Annotated in this window: 23 protein-coding genes and 2 riboswitches; of the genes, 14 read left to right on the top strand and 9 right to left on the bottom strand. The window is 38.4% G+C overall.

Going from position 1 to position 22,136, the window contains the following annotated elements:
- Window positions 1-12 precede the first annotated feature (12 nt).
- The 6 genes from ACLIJJ_RS07750 to ACLIJJ_RS07775 all read right to left on the bottom strand — a co-directional run bounded on the left by ACLIJJ_RS07750 (window position 13) and on the right by ACLIJJ_RS07775 (window position 4,330).
- Window positions 13-786, bottom strand: a complete 774-nt coding sequence (locus ACLIJJ_RS07750) for a TatD family hydrolase (protein ID WP_233314667.1) — start codon at window positions 784-786, stop codon at window positions 13-15.
- Entirely contained in the window at window positions 770-1,531 is a 762-nt protein-coding gene (locus ACLIJJ_RS07755) for an ABC transporter ATP-binding protein (RefSeq protein ID WP_237941131.1), read from the bottom strand. The genes ACLIJJ_RS07750 and ACLIJJ_RS07755 overlap by 17 nt, the downstream gene beginning before the upstream one ends.
- Window positions 1,532-2,293, bottom strand: coding sequence for an ABC transporter permease (locus ACLIJJ_RS07760; RefSeq protein WP_237941132.1), 762 nt, complete (start codon window positions 2,291-2,293; stop codon window positions 1,532-1,534).
- On the bottom strand, window positions 2,293-2,583 hold the full coding sequence (locus tag ACLIJJ_RS07765) for a thiamine-binding protein (protein ID WP_233314664.1): 291 nt from the start codon (window positions 2,581-2,583) through the stop codon (window positions 2,293-2,295). The genes ACLIJJ_RS07760 and ACLIJJ_RS07765 overlap by 1 nt, the downstream gene beginning before the upstream one ends.
- A complete protein-coding gene (locus ACLIJJ_RS07770; protein ID WP_233314663.1) occupies window positions 2,583-3,584 on the bottom strand; it encodes an ABC transporter substrate-binding protein in 1,002 nt (333 codons plus the stop codon). The genes ACLIJJ_RS07765 and ACLIJJ_RS07770 overlap by 1 nt, the downstream gene beginning before the upstream one ends.
- 157 nt (window positions 3,585-3,741) lie before the next feature.
- Window positions 3,742-3,850: riboswitch (TPP riboswitch) on the bottom strand.
- A gap of 72 nt (window positions 3,851-3,922) precedes the next feature.
- Complete coding sequence (locus tag ACLIJJ_RS07775; protein WP_233314662.1) at window positions 3,923-4,330, bottom strand: YkvA family protein; 408 nt, start codon at window positions 4,328-4,330, stop codon at window positions 3,923-3,925.
- A 159-nt stretch (window positions 4,331-4,489) separates the two neighbouring features.
- Here ACLIJJ_RS07775 and ACLIJJ_RS07780 point away from each other — a divergent pair, with 159 nt between their 5' ends.
- The 8 genes from ACLIJJ_RS07780 to ACLIJJ_RS07815 all read left to right on the top strand — a co-directional run bounded on the left by ACLIJJ_RS07780 (window position 4,490) and on the right by ACLIJJ_RS07815 (window position 13,537).
- The gene (locus ACLIJJ_RS07780; protein ID WP_237942265.1) at window positions 4,490-5,206 is read left to right on the top strand and encodes an NAD-dependent deacylase; all 717 of its coding nucleotides are present in this window, start codon (window positions 4,490-4,492) and stop codon (window positions 5,204-5,206) included.
- 114 nt (window positions 5,207-5,320) lie between these two features.
- The gene (locus ACLIJJ_RS07785) at window positions 5,321-6,904 is read left to right on the top strand and encodes a peptide chain release factor 3 (RefSeq protein WP_411410743.1); all 1,584 of its coding nucleotides are present in this window, start codon (window positions 5,321-5,323) and stop codon (window positions 6,902-6,904) included.
- A gap of 537 nt (window positions 6,905-7,441) precedes the next feature.
- Window positions 7,442-8,512 carry an amino acid ABC transporter substrate-binding protein gene (locus tag ACLIJJ_RS07790; RefSeq protein ID WP_233314660.1) on the top strand — a complete coding sequence of 357 codons (1,071 nt, stop codon included), beginning with the start codon at window positions 7,442-7,444 and terminating at the stop codon, window positions 8,510-8,512.
- A gap of 87 nt (window positions 8,513-8,599) precedes the next feature.
- Window positions 8,600-9,772: an amino acid ABC transporter permease gene (locus ACLIJJ_RS07795; RefSeq protein ID WP_233314659.1), complete on the top strand. Its 1,173-nt coding sequence runs from the start codon at window positions 8,600-8,602 to the stop codon at window positions 9,770-9,772.
- 9 nt (window positions 9,773-9,781) lie between these two features.
- The gene (locus tag ACLIJJ_RS07800; protein ID WP_233314658.1) at window positions 9,782-10,984 is read left to right on the top strand and encodes an amino acid ABC transporter permease; all 1,203 of its coding nucleotides are present in this window, start codon (window positions 9,782-9,784) and stop codon (window positions 10,982-10,984) included.
- A gap of 16 nt (window positions 10,985-11,000) precedes the next feature.
- The gene (locus ACLIJJ_RS07805) at window positions 11,001-11,780 is read left to right on the top strand and encodes an amino acid ABC transporter ATP-binding protein (protein ID WP_245399848.1); all 780 of its coding nucleotides are present in this window, start codon (window positions 11,001-11,003) and stop codon (window positions 11,778-11,780) included.
- Between the two features lie 240 nt (window positions 11,781-12,020).
- Complete coding sequence (locus ACLIJJ_RS07810) at window positions 12,021-12,434, top strand: hypothetical protein (protein WP_411410744.1); 414 nt, start codon at window positions 12,021-12,023, stop codon at window positions 12,432-12,434.
- Between the two features lie 112 nt (window positions 12,435-12,546).
- Window positions 12,547-12,715, top strand: a riboswitch (yybP-ykoY riboswitch).
- A gap of 54 nt (window positions 12,716-12,769) precedes the next feature.
- Window positions 12,770-13,537, top strand: coding sequence for a TerC family protein (locus ACLIJJ_RS07815; protein ID WP_233314656.1), 768 nt, complete (start codon window positions 12,770-12,772; stop codon window positions 13,535-13,537).
- A gap of 112 nt (window positions 13,538-13,649) precedes the next feature.
- On the opposite strand, the gene ACLIJJ_RS07820 is transcribed toward ACLIJJ_RS07815, so the two are convergent.
- Entirely contained in the window at window positions 13,650-13,844 is a 195-nt protein-coding gene (locus ACLIJJ_RS07820) for an alpha/beta-type small acid-soluble spore protein (RefSeq protein WP_233314655.1), read from the bottom strand.
- A gap of 201 nt (window positions 13,845-14,045) precedes the next feature.
- On the opposite strand from ACLIJJ_RS07820, the gene ACLIJJ_RS07825 reads away from it, so the two are divergent.
- From ACLIJJ_RS07825 to ACLIJJ_RS07835, 3 genes are all read left to right on the top strand, one after another.
- The gene (locus ACLIJJ_RS07825) at window positions 14,046-15,401 is read left to right on the top strand and encodes a TrkH family potassium uptake protein (protein ID WP_237942267.1); all 1,356 of its coding nucleotides are present in this window, start codon (window positions 14,046-14,048) and stop codon (window positions 15,399-15,401) included.
- Between the two features lie 112 nt (window positions 15,402-15,513).
- Window positions 15,514-15,672, top strand: a complete 159-nt coding sequence (locus tag ACLIJJ_RS07830) for a hypothetical protein (protein ID WP_233314654.1) — start codon at window positions 15,514-15,516, stop codon at window positions 15,670-15,672.
- Window positions 15,673-15,674: 2 nt separating this feature from the next.
- A complete protein-coding gene (locus ACLIJJ_RS07835; protein WP_233314653.1) occupies window positions 15,675-15,815 on the top strand; it encodes a hypothetical protein in 141 nt (46 codons plus the stop codon).
- Between the two features lie 33 nt (window positions 15,816-15,848).
- Here the strand turns inward: ACLIJJ_RS07835 and ACLIJJ_RS07840 are convergent, their stop codons facing one another.
- The gene (locus ACLIJJ_RS07840) at window positions 15,849-16,874 is read right to left on the bottom strand and encodes an acyltransferase family protein (RefSeq protein ID WP_233314652.1); all 1,026 of its coding nucleotides are present in this window, start codon (window positions 16,872-16,874) and stop codon (window positions 15,849-15,851) included.
- A 359-nt stretch (window positions 16,875-17,233) separates the two neighbouring features.
- Between ACLIJJ_RS07840 and ACLIJJ_RS07845 the strand changes: the two genes are divergently transcribed.
- Together ACLIJJ_RS07845 and ACLIJJ_RS07850 are read left to right on the top strand one after the other, a co-directional pair.
- Window positions 17,234-19,105: a PAS domain-containing protein gene (locus ACLIJJ_RS07845; RefSeq protein ID WP_233314651.1), complete on the top strand. Its 1,872-nt coding sequence runs from the start codon at window positions 17,234-17,236 to the stop codon at window positions 19,103-19,105.
- Between the two features lie 104 nt (window positions 19,106-19,209).
- Window positions 19,210-19,791 carry a DUF2087 domain-containing protein gene (locus tag ACLIJJ_RS07850; protein ID WP_233314650.1) on the top strand — a complete coding sequence of 194 codons (582 nt, stop codon included), beginning with the start codon at window positions 19,210-19,212 and terminating at the stop codon, window positions 19,789-19,791.
- Window positions 19,792-19,819: 28 nt separating this feature from the next.
- Here ACLIJJ_RS07850 and ACLIJJ_RS07855 read toward each other — a convergent pair whose 3' ends face one another.
- A complete protein-coding gene (locus ACLIJJ_RS07855) occupies window positions 19,820-20,608 on the bottom strand; it encodes a carbon-nitrogen family hydrolase (protein WP_233314649.1) in 789 nt (262 codons plus the stop codon).
- A 186-nt stretch (window positions 20,609-20,794) separates the two neighbouring features.
- Here ACLIJJ_RS07855 and ACLIJJ_RS07860 point away from each other — a divergent pair, with 186 nt between their 5' ends.
- A complete protein-coding gene (locus ACLIJJ_RS07860; RefSeq protein WP_411410745.1) occupies window positions 20,795-21,967 on the top strand; it encodes a pyridoxal phosphate-dependent aminotransferase in 1,173 nt (390 codons plus the stop codon).
- The last annotated feature ends 169 nt before the right edge of the window (window positions 21,968-22,136 follow it).

Genomic DNA, 22,136 nt, shown 5'->3' on the forward strand with positions numbered 1-22,136 from the left:
CTGGAGTTTTCCTTATTCGATATTAAAATAGAAAGCTTTCGTATTAGCCAATAGTTGATTATATATTTGTTTTGCTGGCATATTCTTTAGTTTTGATAGTTTCTCCATTGTGTGATGAATCATGGCAGGCATTGTTTTATGGTTATGAAAAGGGCCTTCAAAGGGCCATGGTCCATCGGTTTCTGCCATGATCTTTTGCAGAGGATATTGTGCCGCAATACGTTGGATTTCCTCTTCATAAACAATATCAGGTGTAAAGGAGATATAGCACCCGTTTGTCTTCATCCGCTCTAATGTAGTTTCGCTTCCTTTGAACCAATGAAAGTGGGCTTCCATAAAGCTGTGTTTTTCTAATAATTCCAAAGCAAGCGGTGCTTCATCATAAATGCAGTGCAAAATGATTGGTTTCTTCACTTCCTTGGCGAGCAGGATAAATTGCTCAAGTACTTCAAGATACGGCTCAAGAGGATAACTTTGTGGGTCTTTTTGTCTTTCATAATGAGGAAGACCAACTTCGCCTATTGCAATCATATCTTGCTGATGCAGCCTAATCCATTCAAATAAGTCTGCGAAGTCTCTATCCTTTAGGAGCGGCTGTTCTGGATGAAAGCCGAATGCCGGGTGAACGAAAGAGAAATTTTTGCTTAATTGCCGATTGCGGATGGAGGAAGCTTTGTCCATTGATACAGCAATAAGAGCAGCTATCGATTCATCTCTTTGGATATTGGCAATTTCCTCCTCGGAATATTGGTCAAGATGAATATGAGCATCAATTATTCTGTTCAATCTGCTTTACCTCCGAAGGTTTAAGTTTATAATAGATATCTTTCTTCCATTCTAAGAATTCCTGATTGAGCCAAAGATCGTCTGCTCTCGGCCGAGGAAACGGCACCGTTGCTTCCATAAGCTTATCGTTTGGATTAGAAGGAAGGATATAAATTCTATCCGACAGATACAAGGCTTCATCAATATTATGAGTAATAAAGAGAACCGTTCTTTTATCCATACTCCATAACGATAAGAGCCATTTCTGCATTTCCAATCTCGTCAGCTCATCAAGGGCGCCGAACGGTTCATCCAAAAGAAGCAGTGGCATCGGACTCATTAAGGCTCGAACAAAGGAAACACGTTGTTTCATCCCTCCTGATAGTTCAGCAGGAGTGGCATTAGCATAGGAGGATAAGCCTGCTTTTTTGAGCATATCCAGTGCAAGCGCCTTATCCTTTTTGCCGTTAATTTCTTGGGTAATCAATACATTTTCCAATACAGTCCGCCAAGGAAATAAGGAGGGTGCTTGAGGCATATAGCTGATATGGCCTTTTTGTCCAGTAATATCCTTGCCGTTTTGCATGATGTTTCCTGCATCAGGCTTTAGCATCCCGCCGATGAGATGGAAGATGGTGCTTTTACCACTCCCCGATGGTCCTAATATAGAAACGAATTCTCCTTCTTGAACCGTCATATTTAAATCTCGTAGAACAGGTTTTTTTTCAAATGACATGCTTATATTTTTTAATTCCAGTTTGCCCATTTACTTCTCCTCCTTGCTTTGGCCGCGGATGCACCATTTCTCAAGCAGTTTAATGACAACGAAAAAGAGCAAGCTTAATGCCATAATAGCAAAAATCGCCACAAATACACGGTCTGTGCGGAATGATTTGGATGCCATAGTCATATATACTCCAATTCCTTCTTTCGAACCAAGCCATTCAGAGATAACGGCACCCATAACACTATAGGTAGCTGATATTTTTAATCCAGAAAAAATCGACGGCAGGGCATAAGGCCACTCCAGCTTCCAAAACATTTGCCGTTTTGTGCTGCCTGACATTTGCATAAAGTGTTTAAGCTCTGGAGATGTTTGTCTGAATCCGTCAAGACAGGCTACTGTAATCGGAAAAAAGCATACGAGTGTAATAACAATTAGCTTCGGCATAATACCAAAACCAAACCATACTACAAGCAGTGGTGCAAGCACGATAGTTGGAATGTTTTGAGACAGAATCAGCAGAGGATACACAGCTTCCCGGAAAAAAGCCACCCGATGCAATGTGACAGCAATCAGTAGTCCGACTGCACTACCAATCAAAAACCCGATAACAGACAGCTTTGTAGTGGCAATCAAGTGAACGAAAAAAGTATCCCAGCTTGCATTCGCTTCCGTGAGTATCGCCGAAGGAGAGGGAAGCAACCAGTTCTCGATATGAAAAAACCTTACAGCAGCTTCCCAAAGTCCAAATAAAAGAAGGAGAACCAGTAACGGTCTCCAAAATGTTAATAAAAATTTATTCATTAGCGATATTTCCCCGTTAAGTCTTCCATTGTAATTCCGTCAGGCTGATAAAGAACTTTAATTTGGGTAATAACATTGCTCGATCCAATGTCTGTCATCTTTTTGTTCATGGAGCTGATAATTTGAAACAGCTCATCCATGTCACCTTCCATCGTTGTTTCTAACGGATGGACTTCATATTTAACACCAGAATCTTGAATAATTTTAATTGCCTCATCCACATAGGGAATTACATTTTCCCCGTTTTTTGTTTTTGGAATGATTTGTACACTAATTAAAGCATTTGCCATTATTCGTCTCCTCCTTCAGGCAGAAATTCGTTTGTAAATGCTTTGTCTGCATCAAGCTGCTTTTCTAACAGCTTATTGTCATACATCCAATCAGCATAGTTCTTCCAAACAGACAGCTTTTGTTCCCCCCAGCGAGGTGCGTCATCTTGGTATTTAGATGCCAGCCACTCTTGGCTTTTTTTCACTAGCTCCTCATCTAAATCTGGTGCATGCTTTAACAGGATGGAAGCTGCATCGTCCGGGTTATCTATTGTGTATTCATAGCCCTTTGTTGCTGCTTTCAGGAAAGCTTTGACGGTTTCTGGATTATCTGCAATCATACTTTCGTTTGTGGAAAGTACAGGTGTGTAATAATCAAGCTTATCACTGTAATCAGTTAAGTAAATCATATTAATCTTTTCGCCGCGAAGCTCTGCCTCCACTCCGGTCCAGCCGTAATAAATCCAGGCGAAATCAATGTTTTGCTTCATTGCCGTGAAATAGTCAGCATCTCCGATATTAACAATATCAACATCTTTAACATCCGTATTTTCCTGCTTCATCAGGGAAGAGATGACAGAAGCTTCGACTTCTGAACCCCAGCCTCCATATGTTTTACCTGCAAAATCCTTAGGTGATTTGATGTTATTTTCTGCAGGTGAAGCAAATCCGGATGTATTATGCTGAATGATTGCTGCGATTGATACGAGTGGCACACCTTGAACTCTTGCTTGTGTAATTCCTTCTTGATAGCTAACGCCAAAGTCTGCTTTTCCGGATGCGACTAAGGAATCAGCACCAGCTTCACCAGGTGTGATGATATCAACATCAAGTCCTTCCTCTGCGAAATAACCTTTTTCCTCTGCTGCATAAAGTCCTGTATGATTAGTGTTTGGTGTCCAATCCAGAACAACAGTGATTTTTTGCTTTTTGTCTTCCCCTTGCTCCTTGCTGTTTTCTGATGTGTTGCTGCAGCTTGCTAAAAGCAGGACTGCGGCAAAAGCCATTAAAGCTTTTTTCATAATGCTTCCTCCTGTAGTAAGAAAAAAAGTTAGGAACCTGTAACGAAGTAGGAGAGTTGCTGCACTATAACTTTAAGTTAAAAGTGAGCCGGCAACTGTTATAAAAACGAAAAAAAAGTTCAAGTTACATGAACCTGAACGCTTTAAATACAAAGGTATGTAAAGAATGTCCGTTTCCTACGCTGGCATTAACCAGATCAGGTTCAAAGGGTTTTTATCTTTCGGATAACTCTCAACCAGCAACACTGGTTCCCCTAGTAATTCTTTTTTTCTCATTCTGTTTTCCTGCTTATTATAGCAGATATATAAGACTTGTCCTATATCTTCCATCATATAAATCAAATTTGGCTGTTTTTCTTCCATTTTTCAAAAGCAATCAGCTCCTGATTAACAGCAGAAAGGACGTATTTTAAGACAAGTGCATCGTCGACAATTCCAATGCCAAAGATAAAATCCGGAATAATATCTAATGGAGACAAAAAATATAATAATCCTGCAACAATCAGCACCATTGATTTTTTGTTAATTTGCCGATATGTGCCGTTTTGGTATGCCTTGACTAACGAAAGCAGTAACTGAAGCTTGTCCCAAAGAGACGATAGCCACTTTCTGTTAGAGGTTGCTTTTGGAACAGCCTTTTTTAACAGCTCTGTTAGTCTGGAAGGCTGTTCCACAAGTGCAGCCGCTTTTTTTTCATGTTTTTTATATCCTGTTTCTATTTTATCTTTTTTAAATAACAACATCATCAACTCCGTATAAAGTGTACTGTATAAATAATGTTTGCTTCTTTACCATTCATTAAACATTTCCCTTTATATAGGAGATAAAACTAATAAGGAGAAATTTACTTTCTTTTCGTATGGTTGTTACAATGAAAGTAAAGATTAGAACTGGAGCTGATCATGATGTTGGAAGAATGGATTAAAAATGCAAACCACCTTGTCGTTTTTACCGGTGCAGGTATGTCAACCGAAAGTGGTTTGCCCGATTTTCGGTCTGCAGATAAAGGATTATGGACAAATGAACAAAAATCATATTTATCAAGCACAGATGCACTGAACCATCATTTAGAAGATTTTATCGCCTTTTACAGGGAAAGAGTATTAGGAATTTCTGAATTTAAGCCGAATAAGGGCCATTTTCTGTTGGCAGAGTGGGAGAAAAGAGGTTTGTTAAAAGGGGTTATAACCCAAAATGTAGATGGATTTCATTTTCTTGCAGGAAGTAAAAAGGTGTATGAGCTGCATGGGACTCTGCAAAAGCTCCATTGCCAAACATGTAAAAAAACATATTCGTGCAACGAATATCTGCATGAGGTTTATGTATGTGAATGCGGCGGCACATTGCGTCCATCCATTGTTTTATTTGGAGAAATGCTGCCGGAAAAACCGTTTCTTCTTGCAGAAAAAGCAGCTATTGCATCAGATGTGTTTATCGTGCTAGGCTCTTCACTGAGTGTGTCACCAGCGAATCAAATCCCCTTGCTCGCTAAGCAGACGGGAAGTAAATTAATAATTATTAATAACGAAGAAACAGAGTTTGATTACCTTGCTGATCTCCTAATCCGCGAAGCAATCGGCCAAACGCTTGAATGTGCAGAGGCAAAGCTTAACAGCATATAAAAAAATGCAATCTTTGCAAAAACTAGGGTATGGGGAAGGGATTGCAAACTTTTGTGTATCGAGCTATTATTAAGAGATGAGCATAAATGAAAGTGCAAAAGAGAGGAATAAAACATGTCTAAAACATTTCAAGATGAGGTATTGTCCCGACGTACCTTTGCAATAATATCCCATCCGGATGCCGGTAAAACAACGCTTACGGAAAAATTACTGTTGTTCGGCGGAGCAATTCGCGATGCTGGAACAGTAAAGGGGAAAAAGACCGGGAAATTTGCAACAAGTGACTGGATGGAAATTGAAAAGCAAAGAGGTATTTCCGTAACATCAAGTGTTATGCAGTTTGACTACAACAATGCGAGAGTTAATATTTTGGATACACCAGGACACCAAGATTTCAGTGAGGATACGTATCGAACATTGACTGCCGTTGACAGTGCTGTCATGATTATTGACTCTGCAAAAGGGATCGAGGAACAGACATTAAAGCTGTTCAAGGTTTGTCGTATGAGAGGGATTCCGATTTTTACATTCATCAATAAGCTTGACCGTCAAGGGAAGGCGCCATTAGAGCTTCTTGCGGAGCTAGAGGAAGTAATGGGAATTGAGTCGTACCCGATGAACTGGCCAATTGGTATGGGGAAAGAATTCCTAGGTATTTATGATCGTTACTATAACCGAATTGAGCAGTTTCGTGTAGAGGAAGGCGATAAATATATCTCGTTAAATAAGGATGGGGAAATTGAGGGAGAACATCCGATTAAAAAGGATTCCCTGTATGACCAGACGCTAGAGGAAATCATGCTGCTAAATGAAGCAGGCAATGAATTTTCAGCAGACAGAATTAACAGCGGAGATTTGACACCAGTATTTTTCGGTAGTGCTTTAGCGAACTTCGGCGTACAGACTTTCTTGGAAACTTATTTGGATTTTGCGCCATCGCCGCAGCCAAGAAGCTCTACTGCAGGAAAAATTGATCCGTTGTCAGAAGAATTCTCAGGATTTATCTTTAAGATTCAGGCAAATATGAACCCAGCACACAGGGATAGAATTGCTTTCTTAAGAATTTGTTCAGGTAAGTTCGACAGAGGAATGACTGTCAATTTGCCAAGGACAGGTAAGCAAATTAAACTGGCCCAATCCACTCAGTTTATGGCGGATGACAGAAGCACTGTCAATGAAGCGGTAAGCGGTGATATTATTGGATTGTATGATCCAGGATTTTACCAGATTGGCGATACATTGACAGTAAACAAAAACACCTTCCAATATGAAAAGCTTCCGCAATTTACACCAGAGCTTTTCGTGCGTGTCACAGCTAAAAACGTCATGAAGCAGAAGCATTTCCACAAAGGAATTCAACAGCTTGTTCAAGAAGGAGCAATCCAGCTATATAAAACAGTAAAAACAGAGGATTATCTTCTTGGTGCAGTTGGACAGCTGCAATTTGAGGTGTTCGAGCACCGCATGAGAAATGAATATAATGTAGATGTGCTTATGGAGCATGTTGGTTCTAAAATTGCCAGATGGACAGTGGATGAGGAAGTAAACGAAAACTTATCAAGTGGCAGAAGTCTGTTGGTTGAAGACAGATATGGGAAAAAAGCATTCTTGTTTGAAAATGAATTTGCGTTGCGCTGGTTCCAGGATAAAAATCCTGATGTTAAACTTTATAATCCAATGGATTCAGAAGAATCCTAACAAAAAAAACAGGCGATTATCTTAATCGCTTGTTTTTTGTATCTAAATGTTAGTTTTCTTAACTTGTTATGGGAGTTGTAGCGAGGTAAACAAATGTTTAAAAGGAATATTTGGTATTTTTTTATATTAGTATAATATCAATGTTGGTTGATGGTGTAAGTGTATCCTAAAAAAGAAAGGATTTCTATTAAATTACTTGAAACTATACTATGGTAAATGGATTATTTCGCTTAGCTAAAATTAAGCATAGCAAGGTTTTTTGTTGTATTTATATAATTTCTAACTGTTTAGATTTTTTAAAAAAGTTAAAACTTTCTAAAAAATAATTGTAATCGACTAAAATTTAGGTATAATAAAACCATGTTGTAATAAATAGTAACAAACCTATGTTATATATATTAACATTTGAAGAGAAGGACAATTTTGGTATGAGTATCATTTTAATTAAGGGAAAAGTCTCGGATAGTAAGGTTAATTATCTGAATATTCTTTTAAGTTAAGATGATATTTTTATAAAAAAATATAGGGGGAACAAGGATGAAAAAGAATCTATCAGTAATATTCAGCATGCTGTTAGTGCTTATATTAGCATTGGCAGGGTGCTCGGGGAATTCGGAAGAATCCAATACGAATGCAGATGAGAATTCAAAGACGTCAAGCTTGTTAGATACGGTCATTAAGAGGGGAACGCTGAAAGCTGGAGTCAATGACGCCCTTCCTGGATTTGGATACATAGATTCTGATGGGAAAAACACTGGATTTGATGTTGATTTTGCGAGAGCAATTGCAGCAGGTGTCTTAGGAGATGCTAGCAAAATCGAATTCCGTCCATTATCAGCGACGGACCGGTTTACAGCATTACAATCGAAAGAAGTTGATGTGTTAATCCGCAATTCTACTTGGACAACAAACAGAGACGCTGAAGTTGGGTTAAGTTTTGCACCGGTCACCTTCTATGACGGTCAAGGAATTATGGTTCCGAAAGACAGCGGCTGGACTTCTTTAGAAGATTTAGAAGGAAAAACAATCGGTGTTGAAACAGGAACTACAACTGAATTGAATCTTGCGGATCAAATGAAGGCTGCTGGAGTAAGCTATACCCCGCAAACATTTGATAATGCAGATGCAGTCATTGCCGCATACGAATCTGGCTCTATTGATGCGTGGACTACAGATAAATCTGGTCTAGTGTCACGTCAATCAATGCTGCAAGATCCTGATGCACATATCATTTTAGATGCTACTCTTTCGAAAGAGCCTTTAGCACCAGCAGTCCTTGATAATGATGAAAAATGGAAAGATGCTGTAAGCTGGATTGTTTATGCAACAATTCAAGCAGAAGAGTTTGGTATCACTTCTGAAAATGTCGATGAATTCCTGGAGAGTGAAAATCCTGAAATTCAGCGCCTGCTCGGTGTCGGCGGTAATAATTTAGGAGAACAGCTAGGATTATCAAATGATTTTGCGTACCAAGTAATCAAGCAAGTCGGCAACTATGGAGAGATTTATAACAGGAACCTTGGCCCAGACACTGTGTTCAAGCTTGAAAGAGGGCAAAACGCATTATACAGTGATGGCGGACTGTTATATTCTATCCCATTCCGTTAAAAAGATGATGATTTTATAACAGTTTGGAAGGCCTGCTGATATTGCTTTTCTAGCAGGCCTATTCTTTTAGCTAAGGGAGGCATACAAATGGAGAATAAAAGAACTGCAGCAACCCCCCTGTGGAGAAACAAAAAGATGTTACCAATACTTATCCAATTACTATTTGTGGTAATTGTCGGATTTGCTATTGTCTTTATGGTTCGGAATGTTCAATCTGGCTTAGAGCAAATCGGATTGAAGATAGGGTTGGATTTTCTAAATCTGAAAGCTTCTTTTCCGATTGCAGAATCGCTGATTTCCTATACACCTGAGGACCCTTATAGCCGAGCAATTGTTGTTGGCTTGTTAAATACCCTGAAAGTGTCATTTTTTGGAGTAATTATTGCATCTATACTTGGAGTTCTTATGGGAATTGCCCGGCTATCCTCTAACTGGCTTATTCGTAGTCTTGCAACTGTATATGTGGAGGTGTTCCGTAATACACCATTATTAGTGCAAATTTTCATTTGGAACTTTGCAGTATTCTTACCAATGCCAAAAATTGATAACGCAGCGTCAATCGGTTCCTTCTATTTTTCAAATAGAGGTGCAGCTATTCCTTGGTTTACAACCTATGATAATACACTCATATGGATTGGTGTAATTGTCGTATTGGCAGCAGTTTCCATTTTTTTGTTTAAAAAATTGACATCGTTAACTATTAATAATGGTAAAAATACACATCCACTCTTAACTGCTATTGGCTTTTTAATTTTCGGCTTTATCATCTCTTATTTCTTATTAGGCAATGGGCCATTTGGTATTTCCGTTCCGGAATTTGATGGCAATGCTTTTGTCGGAGGTACATCCTTATCTATAGGTTTCTTGTCCATGCTTGTCGCCTTGTCCATTTATACATCAACATATATAGCCGAAATTGTACGTGCCGGTATCCTAGGTGTTCCGAAAGGACAGACAGAGGCAGCCAAAGCCCTTGGCTTTAAGAGCCCTACAGCATTAAGATTAATTATTTTTCCGCAAGCAATTCGCATTATCATTCCTCCGTTGACGAGCCAGTACTTAAACTTAATCAAAAACTCAAGCTTAGCGATGGCTGTTGCTTATCAGGATATTGTTGGAATCGGCAATACAATCATTAATCAGACAGGGCATACATTTGAAATCATCCTTATTATGATTGCTGTTTATTTACTGTTCAGCTTAGGGACTTCACTGTTTATGAACTTCTTTAATAAAAAATTCCAGTTGGTTGAAAGGTAGTGATGCAAATTGGATAATGTACAGCTTAATAACAGTGAAAGAAGAGTAGAATCAACTTCGCTCAGCAGGCTAGTAAAAGTACAGCTTTGGCTGAAATCAAATCTCTTTAAGGATTGGAAAAATGCGATACTCACCATAATTGCTGCGATGTTTACGGGTGCGATCATCGTCAAAGTTGTTGGATTTCTAGCAAGCAGTGACTGGAGTGTAGTAAGTGCAAATCTGCGCCTCTTAATGGTTGGTCAATTTCCGATGGAGGAGATTTGGAGACTTTGGGTCGGAGTAATCCTCATCTCGATATTATTTGGGACATCATGGGGATTATGGCGAGGTGTCATTGGGCATGTAGCCATTACCTTGTCAGTTATCATGCTTATTTTTGCGGTTGTCCCTTACACAGAACCTATTACAAAGGCCTATTTAGGTGCCAGCATCGCTGCCATTTATTTATGCTATGCCCTTGGCAGAAATCTTTCTGTTTTAAAAATACCAGTATTAATTCTTTGGATTCTCATTATACCGATAGCAGTTGGAATTATTAACGGATTTGGCATCCTTGAGCCGGTGAGCACGAATGTTTGGGGCGGGTTTTTGCTTACACTCGTGCTCGCATCGGTCGCAATCATTTGCTCCTTTCCAATAGGACTTTTACTTGCTGTCGGCCGAAGAAGCAAGTTGCCTGTCATCAAATATACATGCATTGTTTATATTGAAATCATCCGTGGCATGCCGTTGATTATGGTGCTGTTTATTGGGCAATTGCTGCTCCCGATGTTTCTTGGCGGCGAAATCCAAATGGATAATGTTTTACGAGCAATGATTGCCTTCACACTTTTTAGTGCTGCGTATTTGGCAGAAAATATCAGGGGCGGGTTACAGTCTATTCCCCGCGGCCAGTTCGAAGCAGCTCAAGCATTAGGATTAAATAATTTTAAATTGATGGTTTTTGTCATTTTACCGCAAGCCTTAAAGGCGGTAATCCCCGCAATGGTCGGTCAATTCATTTCTATATTTAAAGATACATCATTAGTTGCCGTTATCGGTTTAGCAGATTTTCTTGGTATGGCCAAAAAAGTCGCAGCAAATCCAGAGTACTTAGGTAAGTACATGGAATTATATGTGTTCATTGCATTAATGTATTTCATATTCTGCTACTTAATGTCACATGTCAGCAAAGCTTTGGAAAAATCACTAGGGGCAGGCAGCCGCTAATAGGGGAGGACTAACAATGGAGAGTGTATTTTCTGTAGAAAAGCTTTCAATACCGGTAGAGCAAAGAGAAGATATCATCAAAGTGAAGGGTTTGAATAAATGGTATGGCGACCATCATGTTTTAAAGGATGTTGATCTGCAAGTAAAGCAAGGAGAGGTGATTGTTATCCTCGGACCTTCTGGCTCTGGCAAGTCTACCTTTATCCGGACAATCAATGCGTTAGAAGAGTTTCAGAAGGGTTCTATTATGGTGGATAATATTGCCTTGACAGATGATTTGAAAAATATTGAAGAAATAAGAAAGGAAACAGGCATGGTTTTTCAGTCCTTTAACCTATTTCCTCATATGACAATATTAAAGAATATTTCTCTGGCACCGATATGGGTGCGGAAATGGAAAAAGAAAAAGGCAGAGCAAATTGCGATAGAGCTTCTCGAAAGAGTAGGTATACCAGAGCAGGCACAAAAATATCCTGGTCAGTTATCCGGCGGGCAGCAGCAGCGTGTGGCTATTGCTAGGGCATTAGCGATGCAGCCAAAGATTATGCTGTTTGATGAACCGACATCAGCACTTGATCCAGAGATGGTAAAAGAGGTCCTTGATGTTATGAAGACACTAGCAGAATCTGGGATGACTATGCTTGTCGTTACACATGAGATGGGTTTTGCTCGTCAGGTGGCTGACAGAATCATTCTTTTTGATAAAGGGGAAATCGTCGAAATGGGCAAACCGGAGGATATTTTCGATAATCCACAGCATGACCGCACAAAACTATTTCTTTCACAAATCCTGTAAAAAGAGCCAAATACGGCTCTTTTTTTTCGGTTATTTTTATCGTTTCAGCTGACAGTTTATTGCTCTTGTAAATTTCTTTTCAGCAACATGAACGGATACTGTATAAAAAAATGCAGTTTAGCTAAAAATGAAAAAATGAAAAGGTATATAAGAAGTAGATGGTGATAACCTATGAGGGACCTAAGTAAATTAGAGGCTGTTATGTGGAGCATAGCACTCCCTGGCTTCAGTCAATTATTGATGAAACAGTATTGGAAAGGTACTCTTTTAGTGGTGCTGGAATTTATTATTAATGTGCAAAGTAATTTCAATTATGCAATCATGCAAAGCTTTTTAGGTAATTTTGAATCTTCCATAGAAGCCCTTGATTTTCAATGGATCATGTTTTATCCCTGCTTATATTTGTTCGCAATGTGGGATGCATATAAGTCGACCATGAAAGAACAGGATGAATATGCATTTTTGCCGTTTGTATTTTGTGCTTATTTTGTTACAGTAGGGGTTATGTATTCGACGCGGTTTAAGATATTTGGTATTTTTCCAGGTCCTATATTTACACCGATGCTCTTTTTGATTCCAGGTATTTTAAGCGGTTTTTTAGTGAAGTATGCAATATTGTATTTTAAAGGTCAGTTCAATCCGAATAAAGAATAAACAACGATACTAACTTTCGAAAGTAAAAAATAGTCAGGTCTTGTTTATTTTTTTTCGGTTTTTGATTGTCAAGAAAGAATCTTTCGTATATAATAAGCTTATATCAATCGTATATCTACTCAAAGGGGAGTAGCTTTTAGGATATTTTATCCTAAAACAAAGTCGTCAGTTCGTGGTCTAGTACCATCGGCTTTGTTGGCACTATTAAAAAGTGCTTAGCAAGACCTTTGCCTATTGGCAGAGGTCTTTTTTGCGCTTTTTTGTACATATAAGACAATCCTGTCAATAGGGGGATACCTGTGGGTATACAAAAACTATTGATAGGAGGAGAAAATATGGATTTTGCATTACTGTTAGAGTATGGTTGGGTGCTCCTGATTCTAGTAGGGTTAGAGGGGATACTGGCAGCTGACAATGCGGTTGTTATGGCAGTTATGGTTAAGCATTTACCGCCAGAGCAGCAGAAAAAAGCATTGTTCTATGGTTTGTTCGGTGCATTTATATTCCGTTTCGCGAGTTTGTTCTTAATTTCTGTTCTAGTAGACGTTTGGCAGGTTCAAGCGCTTGGTGCTATTTACTTACTGTATATTTGTATCCACAATTTATATGGAAAGTTCTCACCAAAGGAGAAACAGGAGAAAGAAAAGGAAAGGAAAAAATCTGGCTTCTGGATGACTGTTTTGAAAGTAGAACTTGCTGATATTGCCTTTGCAATTGACTCTATGCTAGCAGCAGTTGCATTAGCAATCACGCTGACACCAACAGGCTGGTTTGATATTGGAGGCATTGACGGAGGACAATTTACAATCATGCTATTAGGTGGAATCATCGGACTAGTTATCATGCGTTTTGCAGCAAACTCGTTCGTAAAACTTCTGCAAACAAGACCTTCCCTGGAGACAGCAGCCTTTTTAATTGTCGGCTGGGTAGGTGTGAAGCTGGCTGTATTTACATTGGCACATCCAGAAGTTGGTCTTCTTGATCAGCATTTTCCTGAGTCGAAAGTTTGGAAATTCTTCTTCTGGTCTGTATTGTTAATCATTGCAGTAGGCGGCTATATTATCTCTGGTCGAAAAGCACAGAAAACGGTGGAAGATAACTAAATGTTAAAAAGGAAATAATGTTTGCTTTAAAACTTTGCAGGTGCCAAAGTGAGCAATCATTATTTCCTTTTTTATTTTTTCTTTGAGCATTGATAATTTTAAGGTATAGTTATTATTGAGTTTTGCCAGACAGCTCTGCTTGAGCTTGCTGAACTAGGCGTTTTGTAATCTCTCCGCCAACAGAACCATTGGATCTGGCAACTGTTTCAGAACCTAAATTAACGCCGAACTCTTGAGCAATTTCATATTTAATGCTATCTAAATATTGTTCAATACCAGGAACTAATAATTTGTTTGAACTAGCCATAATGTCAGGGACCTCCTTGATAAATAAAATACAGAACTTATATACCGTTAACAAAAGGCTATTATGCTGATAATAGGTAAGTTGTTTGGCAATATTAATTTCTGTACTTATAATATGCGGGGTTTTCATTCATTTCATGAGTGGTAATGTTTGTGTAATGGGGAGATAAGAGGAAGAGCAATAGAAGGGATTTGTATGGACATGAAAAGAACGGTAAGGGATTTGCTGAATAAATTTACCCCGGCCCAAATTATTACAGGATATTATTTGCTGGCGGTCAGCGTATCTGTCTTGTTGTTAAGCATACCAGCTGTTCATAAAGAAGGTGTGCATGTTTCCTTTATGGACACTGTTTTTACGGCAATAAGTGCAGTGAGTGTCACTGGTCTGACTGTAATAAATATATCCGATACTTATAGCACATTAGGCATTTTCATATTGATGTTTGTCCTTCAATTCGGCGGAATTGGAGTCATGACTTTAGGAACGTTCTTTTGGATGCTGCTCAGGAAAAAAATCGGTTTAAAGGAGCGGCAGCTGATAATGCTTGACCATAACCAATCACATCTTTCTGGACTGGTCCAGCTTATCAGGGAAATCATCAAGCTGATCTTAATTATAGAGCTTGTTGGGGCAATCGTGCTGACACTGCAGTTTCATCAATACTTCCTATCATGGAAGGATGCAATCATTCATGGACTGTTCGCCTCGATTAGTGCAACAACGAACGGGGGATTCGACTTAACAGGGACCTCCCTAATGCCTTATAAAGATGATTATTTTATTCAGTTGGTACATATTATTCTAATCACCCTTGGTGCGATTGGATTTCCAGTTTTAATTGAAGTGAAGAATTATCTATTCCCGAAGAACCCTGGAAAAGTTTTCCGGTTTTCTCTATTTTCGAAATTGACATCTTTAACATTTGGACTGCTGTTATTTTTTGGTACTCTCAGCATTATTTTGATTGAATCAACAAATTATTTTGCAGGAATGACTTGGCATCAAATCTTTTTTAATGCATTTTTTCACTCGGCTTCAACTAGAAGCGGTGGGCTTGCGACAATGGACTTGAATGACTATTCACTCGGAACACTGGTGATTTTTTGTATTCTGATGTTTATCGGTGCATCCCCAAGCTCTGTCGGTGGGGGAATTCGGACAACTACGTTTGCATTAAACTTAATGTTCATTTATCATTACGCGAACGGCAATCGGCATATTAAAATTTTTAAAAGAGAAATCCATGAAGAGGATATTATTAAATCGATGGTCGTCACAATTTTAGCTTTTGCCTTATGCTTTACCGCAACAGTTATTTTGTGCATCACCGAAAGTGCTCCGCTCATAAAAATATTGTTCGAGGTTTGTTCTGCATTTGGAACAACAGGCTTATCACTTGGTTTAACTCCTGATTTGTCCAATGTAGGCAAATGTGTCATCATGGTACTTATGTTTATTGGAAGAATAGGGCTAACTTCCTTTATCTATATTATTGGAGGAAAAGAGAAAAAGGATAATTTCCATTATCCAAAAGAGAGAATAATCATTGGCTAAGGCGTATTCCGCCTTGGCTTTTTTTATGGTTGGATTGTCATATCATGGTACGGATACGTTCCTGTAATTTGCAAAAAATAGGTTTGTACCATCCATTAAAGGAGACGATCATATGGCGAAAAGAAAGGCAGAATTCAATGCTGTTGAAAAATACAGCAAAACTCCTAAAAAGAACATCCAGGAAACAGAGTTCTCCGCTGAATTCATTCGCGGCGAGGACCCGATGAAGAATGCTAATCGAAACTCCAAGCATGGAAGAGAGGGGAGATAATTATGGCAAAAAAAGCGAATAAAAATAAAAAAGAACAAGCTAATGTAGAATTTGGCCAGGAGTTTGGCGATCTTAATGCAAGCAAACTTTATGATACAGGGGCTTTGACTAAAGACAAAGTAAAAAGCGGCAAAAGAAAATAACGGTATTGTCATAAGCTAAAAAGAGAAGCCTCTTTAAAAGAGCTTCTCTTTATAGCTTGTTTTTGTAGACCATTTTTGCATTTTAGTTGTCCTGAATTCTATAAATGGCTGTGCTAGTGATGCTACCAAGTTGGTTGACAGTACTAATGTTAGCAGAAAAGCCATTAGCACGATGAGAAAATAAGATTTCGGTGTAGTGAACGCTTCCTGCAAATCAGTTGACCGAAAAATCCGGATAAAGAAACCGTGTAATAAATAAACATAAAGCGTGTTTTTACCAAATCGAGTAAAGAAATATTGCTTCTGCGGCACACAGGCAAAAAAGCAGAAAATCATTAAAAAGCTCAATAAGTAGAAACCAAGTCTGACTAGTATTGCTTCAAACGAAGAAGAAGCTAACACATCATATGGCTTCGATCCTAATAGCCATTGGTGATTTATATCTGGGAAATTGTAAAATACAGCAAAACAACTCACGAAAATAAGAATGGCTCCTATTTTGAAAGGCTTTGCTCTGACCCACTCAAAATGTTTTTTGTTCATATAATAGCCTAATAAAAACAAGGGGAAGAATACAAATGTTCTTGTAAGGCTCAAGTAGCTGGAAGTCCAATCAACAAATCCGATTGCAAGGCCGAAAAACATTGCTATTGACAAGCCATAAATTGGCTTCAGCTTGGAAAAGCCCAGCAATAGCATATTCCAGAAAAATAAGCTGATTAAAAACCAAAGTGACCAATGCGGACTTAATGGATCAACCGTTAAGCTTGATTTTCCGTAAAGGTAAAAATAAAAGATACTGTATATAACCTGAAAGATAATATATGGTAATATCAGCTTCTTTACATACTTTTGTACATAACCTTCCTCGTAAATCCCTTTCGCAAAAAATCCGGAAACTAAAATAAATGCCGGCATATGGAAAGTGTAAATGACTTTATACAAACTATAAATACTATTGCTGTCACTATTAAAAGATTGAATAAAATGACCGAATACAACGAAAAAAATCAACAGAAACTTTGCATTATCAAAGTAATAATCTCGGGTTTGCTTCATATTGTTCTCCCTTCTTTGCAAGCTAACCTTTTAGCAGCAATGCCATTTCCAAATATAGTCAATCGGAAAACGTTTCAGGCAGATGATTGGCTGTTTAGCCACTATTATTTATAGCACATATAAACAATAGCTAAACTGTTTTTCGCAAGTTGTTAACTAAATTTCTACTTATTAATAAAAGTGAAATATTTTTGTAAATAAACTTTTTTAATTGTAAATTTAAGGTTAATACAAGCATCTGAAATTTTCCTTAACTTGGTTGACTAACTTTATGATTAATTTATTTTGTAACTGTAAAGGATTTTCTCGAATTTTGTAGAATAAATAATGCACCAAGTTTTACGAGAGGCGGGAAATCCTTGTCTGGTGAAATCTATACAAAAGAAATGCAGCATATCCAGCAGCTGAAAAAGAAAATCAGCTTTTTGGAACAAGAGAATAAGCGGCTGAAGGATGAAAAGAATTGCAGAGAAATGGTGGAGGAGCTGAAAACAGCGGCCTTTGAGAATTCCAGTGAAGGAATGGTCATACTGGACGAAAAGGGAGTAATCCTGGAAGTAAATTATGCAATAAAAGATATATTTCACATCCACAAAAAAGATATGGTTGGGCGTAACCTTACTCACTATCTTCCGCAAGAGTACAGAGATGATTTGAGGAACTGGATCAGCTTACAGTCTTTCGAAAAAGACGCAAAAACAGCTGTTCTGTCAATGGCAAATCCCGCGAGAGACTCCTTTTCTGAAATCCATATATCCAGAATAACTAAGTATCCATATTTTTTAGCTGTTTTAAAAGATGTCACGTATTTGCGCAATTTAGAAAGAAGGCAACGAAAGGATGCTGCTTTATTTCACGATTTCTTTACAGAAGCACTAGATGGAATCGTTCTATGGAAGGAAAACGGCGAGATTGTCTCAGCAAATAAGGCAGCTTTGGCTATCTTTGAAAGCAGTCTGGAAGAAATGAAACGGAAAAAAATCAGTGATTATGTCTATAAAAAGGACGACAGCTATATTCATATTATTAAAAGCTTATGCAGCAAAAACTCCCATCGGGATGAGCTGATGTTTTTGATGCCGAATGGGCAAAAAAAGCTGCTAGAGTTCACAACAAAGCTTCATTCTGTTGAAGGTCTTCATATGAGTATTTTTCGCAATATTACAGAACGCTATAATATGGAACTGGAGCTGCTTGACAGCAAAAGCATGTTTGAAACAATTTTTGAGGAAGTATTTGATGGTGTTATTCTATGGGACAGGGATTATAACATAAGTGATATTAATAAAGCCGCATTGCGAATGCTTCAAAAGGATAAAGAAAGTTTGCTTGGCTTAAACCTGATTGATTATTTGCCAGAAGGGAAATCAATTGGAGAAGAGATTAAGCCAAAACTTCTTTCATTAAGAGAGGAAGGGCAGAACAGAGGTATCTATACTGCCTCCTTTAACGGAGATGATTGGACACAGCTGGAATTTCGGAACAAGTATAATATATATTCTGGCTTTAGCATAACGGCTCTAAGAGATATAACAGAGAACGCGATACTCGAGGAGCAGATAAGAAAGTCTTCCACCCTTCATGTTATCGGGGAGCTTGCAGCTGGAATTGCCCATGAAATCAGGAATCCAATGACTGCATTAAAAGGATTCATACAATTACTGGAAAGCAGCAATGACAGTGAAAAGCATCCGATGTATTTCACTGTTATTAAATCAGAGCTCAGCAGGATTGAGACAATCATCAATGAATTCCTGCTGCTGTCAAAACCGCAAAACGTTAAGTTTGTTAAAGCGGATTTGCAGCAGATTATGAATGAGACACTAGACCTTCTCAATGCACAAGCGGTCTTATATAATGTTCAATTTACAAGAAATTATACAAATTCCCTTACAGAAATGTTTTGTGAACCAAACCAATTAAAAAAAGTCTTTATTAATATTGTCAAAAATGCGATTGAGGTGCTTGAAGTAGGAGGAGAGATCAAGACAAGCATAAAGTCCACTCCGGAATATTTTCATATCACAATTGAAGACAATGGCAATGGGATGAGTAAAGAGAAACTAGCAAAGCTCGGAGAACCATTTTATACAACGAAGGAAAAGGGCACAGGCTTAGGCTTGATGGTTTCCTTCAAAATTATTAAAGAGCATGCTGGGAAAATTGAAGTAGAGTCGGAAGAGGGGGAAGGTACGAAATTTCATATTTATCTTCCGCGCAAAAAGCAATGAAGCTCAAATCAACATAATTTTACGTAATAAAAAGACTTCTTGACAGCACAGAAGTCTTTTTATTATTATCTAATTAGATGATTATCTAATTTAGGAGTGATTATATGCAGTTAGACAGGCTGGTCGCTTTCCACAAAACAATCGGTGATCCAACAAGAATCAGAATTATTGCTTTACTAGCAGCAAAGCCGTGGAATGGTACTGCTCTTGCAGGCAAATTAGGATTGACAGCACCTACTATCACACACCATTTAAAGAAACTGCGAGAAATAAATGTAGTGTATGAACGAAGAGAAAAAAACACGATTTATTTTTATTTAAATAAATCAGTCATTTCCCAACAGGCAGAAGCGCTTGTTAAATTGTCTCTATTGGAGAAAGGAGAGCAGTCGTTGGATATGAATAGGAATAATGAAGAAGCAGCTAAGATTATCGAGAATTTTATCGGTTCAGACGGAAGGCTCAAGAATATCCCTGCACAAAGAAAGAAGAAATTAATCATCTTTCGCCATATCATAAAGGGGCTTAAAGAAGGCATAAAATACGAAGAGAAAGAATTAAATGAATATATCAAAAGGTTTTTTGATGATTATGCGACGATTCGCAGAGAATTTATCATTAACCATTTCATGTATAGGGAAAATAATATTTATGAATTGAACCCGGAGGAAATGTGGGCAAAATGATAGGGATAGAATCATCTATCCCTATTTCTTATCCATAATATTCTGGTCTTCTATCAGAGAAAATTGGAATCATGTTTCGTACCTCGGATACTTTAGCTAGGTCGATGGTCCGTGCTAGGATTTCACTGTTTTCTCCTGCTTCTCCGACAATTTCTCCCCATGGGTCAATTATCATACTATGGCCTGCGAACACATTTGCAGGATCAGAACCGCTTCTATTGCATGCGACCACATAGCACTGATTTTCAATAGCTCTGGCAATTAAGAGTGCTCTCCAATGAGCAAGCCTTGCAAGCGGCCATTCTGCTGATACAAACAGCACATTAGCTCCTTTGGAAGTGTGTGTACGGACCCACTCCGGAAATCTAATATCATAGCAAATCAGACCTGCTGCCGTTTCTCCATTCAGCTGAAAGAGCCCAGTTGCTGTTCCGCTTTGTAAATAAAGATGTTCATCCATGAGTTTAAATAAATGGAGCTTGTCGTAAGTATGTATTAACTCTCCTTCTTTATTAATGACAAGAAGTGTATTAAAAATCCCATCCTCCTTTTTATTGGCAACAGAACCTCCGATAATGTGAACTTGATAGCTCCTAGCGAGATGTTGCAAAAAGCTGATTGCCTTCTCTGCATGTTTATCTGCAATAGTGTCAAGATGTGGCAAATCATAGCCTGTCGTCCACAATTCTGGCAGAATGACAATATCTGTCTGCTTTCCTGCACAGGCTTCTTTAATCCATTTTTCAGCAGCAAGAAAATTCTGCTTTGGATCACCAAAAACAATATCCATTTGAATGATGCTTATGTTCCATTCCAGAAAAATCACCCTCTATTCATCTTGAATTTTATCGCTTATAATGAAAAACAACATTTACGTTTACTTCCCTTGCTTCTTTTATAACATAAATAATTTGAATATTATATATTTTCTAGGTGAAGTGCATCAAGAAAAAAGACGACTGTATTAAAATACGTGTATTAATTTAGAAAGAAGGTAGAAGGAATGAAGGAATATCGTCAATCAGCCTTGTTAGACAGACTCCCAGTTCAATTTTTTGCATCTCTTGTAGAAAAGGTAGCGTCGTACACCGAAAAGGGCTGTGATGTAATTAATTTAGGTCAAGGCAATCCTGACCAACCAACACCTGAGTATATTGTTAAAAGCCTGCAGAATGCTGCAGAAAAGCCAATCAACCATAAATATTCCCCTTTTAGAGGCTATCCTGCCTTAAAAAAAGCGGTTGCTGAATTTTACAAGCGAGAATACGCCGTAGATTTGGACCCGGAAACAGAGGTGGCTGTTTTGTTCGGAGGAAAAGCTGGTTTAGTGGAAATACCTCAATGTCTTCTTAATCCAGGTGATACGGTGCTGCTGCCAGACCCTGGCTATCCTGATTATTTGTCAGGTGTGGCACTTGCACAAGGTGAGATGGTAATGCTGCCTCTTGAAGAGAAGAATCAATTTCTTCCAGATTATAGTAAGCTTTCTAATTCTGTGCTGGAGAAAGCAAAATTGCTGTTCTTAAATTATCCCAATAATCCGACTGGGGCTACGGCGACGAGTGAATTCTTCCAAGAAACAGTATCTCTAAGCCTTGAACATGATATTTGTGTAGTTCATGATTTTGCTTATGGAGCACTTGGATTTGACGGAAAAAAACCAATCAGTTTTCTCTCCGCCCCGAAAGCGAAGGATGCCGGCATTGAAATCTACACCTTATCGAAAACATTTAATATGGCAGGATGGAGAGTAGGCTTTGCAGTAGGAAACAAAAGTATAATCTCTGCACTAAACCTTTACCAAGACCATCTGTATGTCAGTTTGTTCGGAGCAGTACAAGAAGCAGCTATCACAGCTCTGACCAGTTCCCTTGAGGAAGTAGACAAGCTAAACAGCCTGTATCAACGAAGAAGGGATGTCTTCATCAATGGATTAAAAAGTATCGGCTGGAAGGTGGAGGCGCCGAGCGGCTCGTTTTTTGCATGGCTGAAGGTACCTGACGGCTATACTTCTGAGCAGTTTGCAGACTATTTATTAGAGAAGGCTCATATTGCTGTAGCGCCAGGAACAGGATTTGGAGAATATGGAGAAGGATATGTCAGAGCAGGCTTGCTCACATCAGAAGAACGGCTTTTAGAGGCTGTAGAACGGCTCAGAAAGCTGGCTAATGAATAACTTGCAAAAACCCGTCGTAAAGTAAAGCAGGCGGGTTTTTCCTTTTCTGAAAGAAAACGTCGAAAATAAAGGCTAAATAATGTAAAATTTTGTATGGTGATTTAGCGATAAAAAGCACTTAAACAATAATATTTTTCAAAAATAAAATGAAAGCGCTTCATGTTTTTGG

This window comes from Niallia laureatilytica (assembly GCF_046613985.1).
GTDB lineage: Bacteria > Bacillota > Bacilli > Bacillales > Cytobacillaceae > Niallia.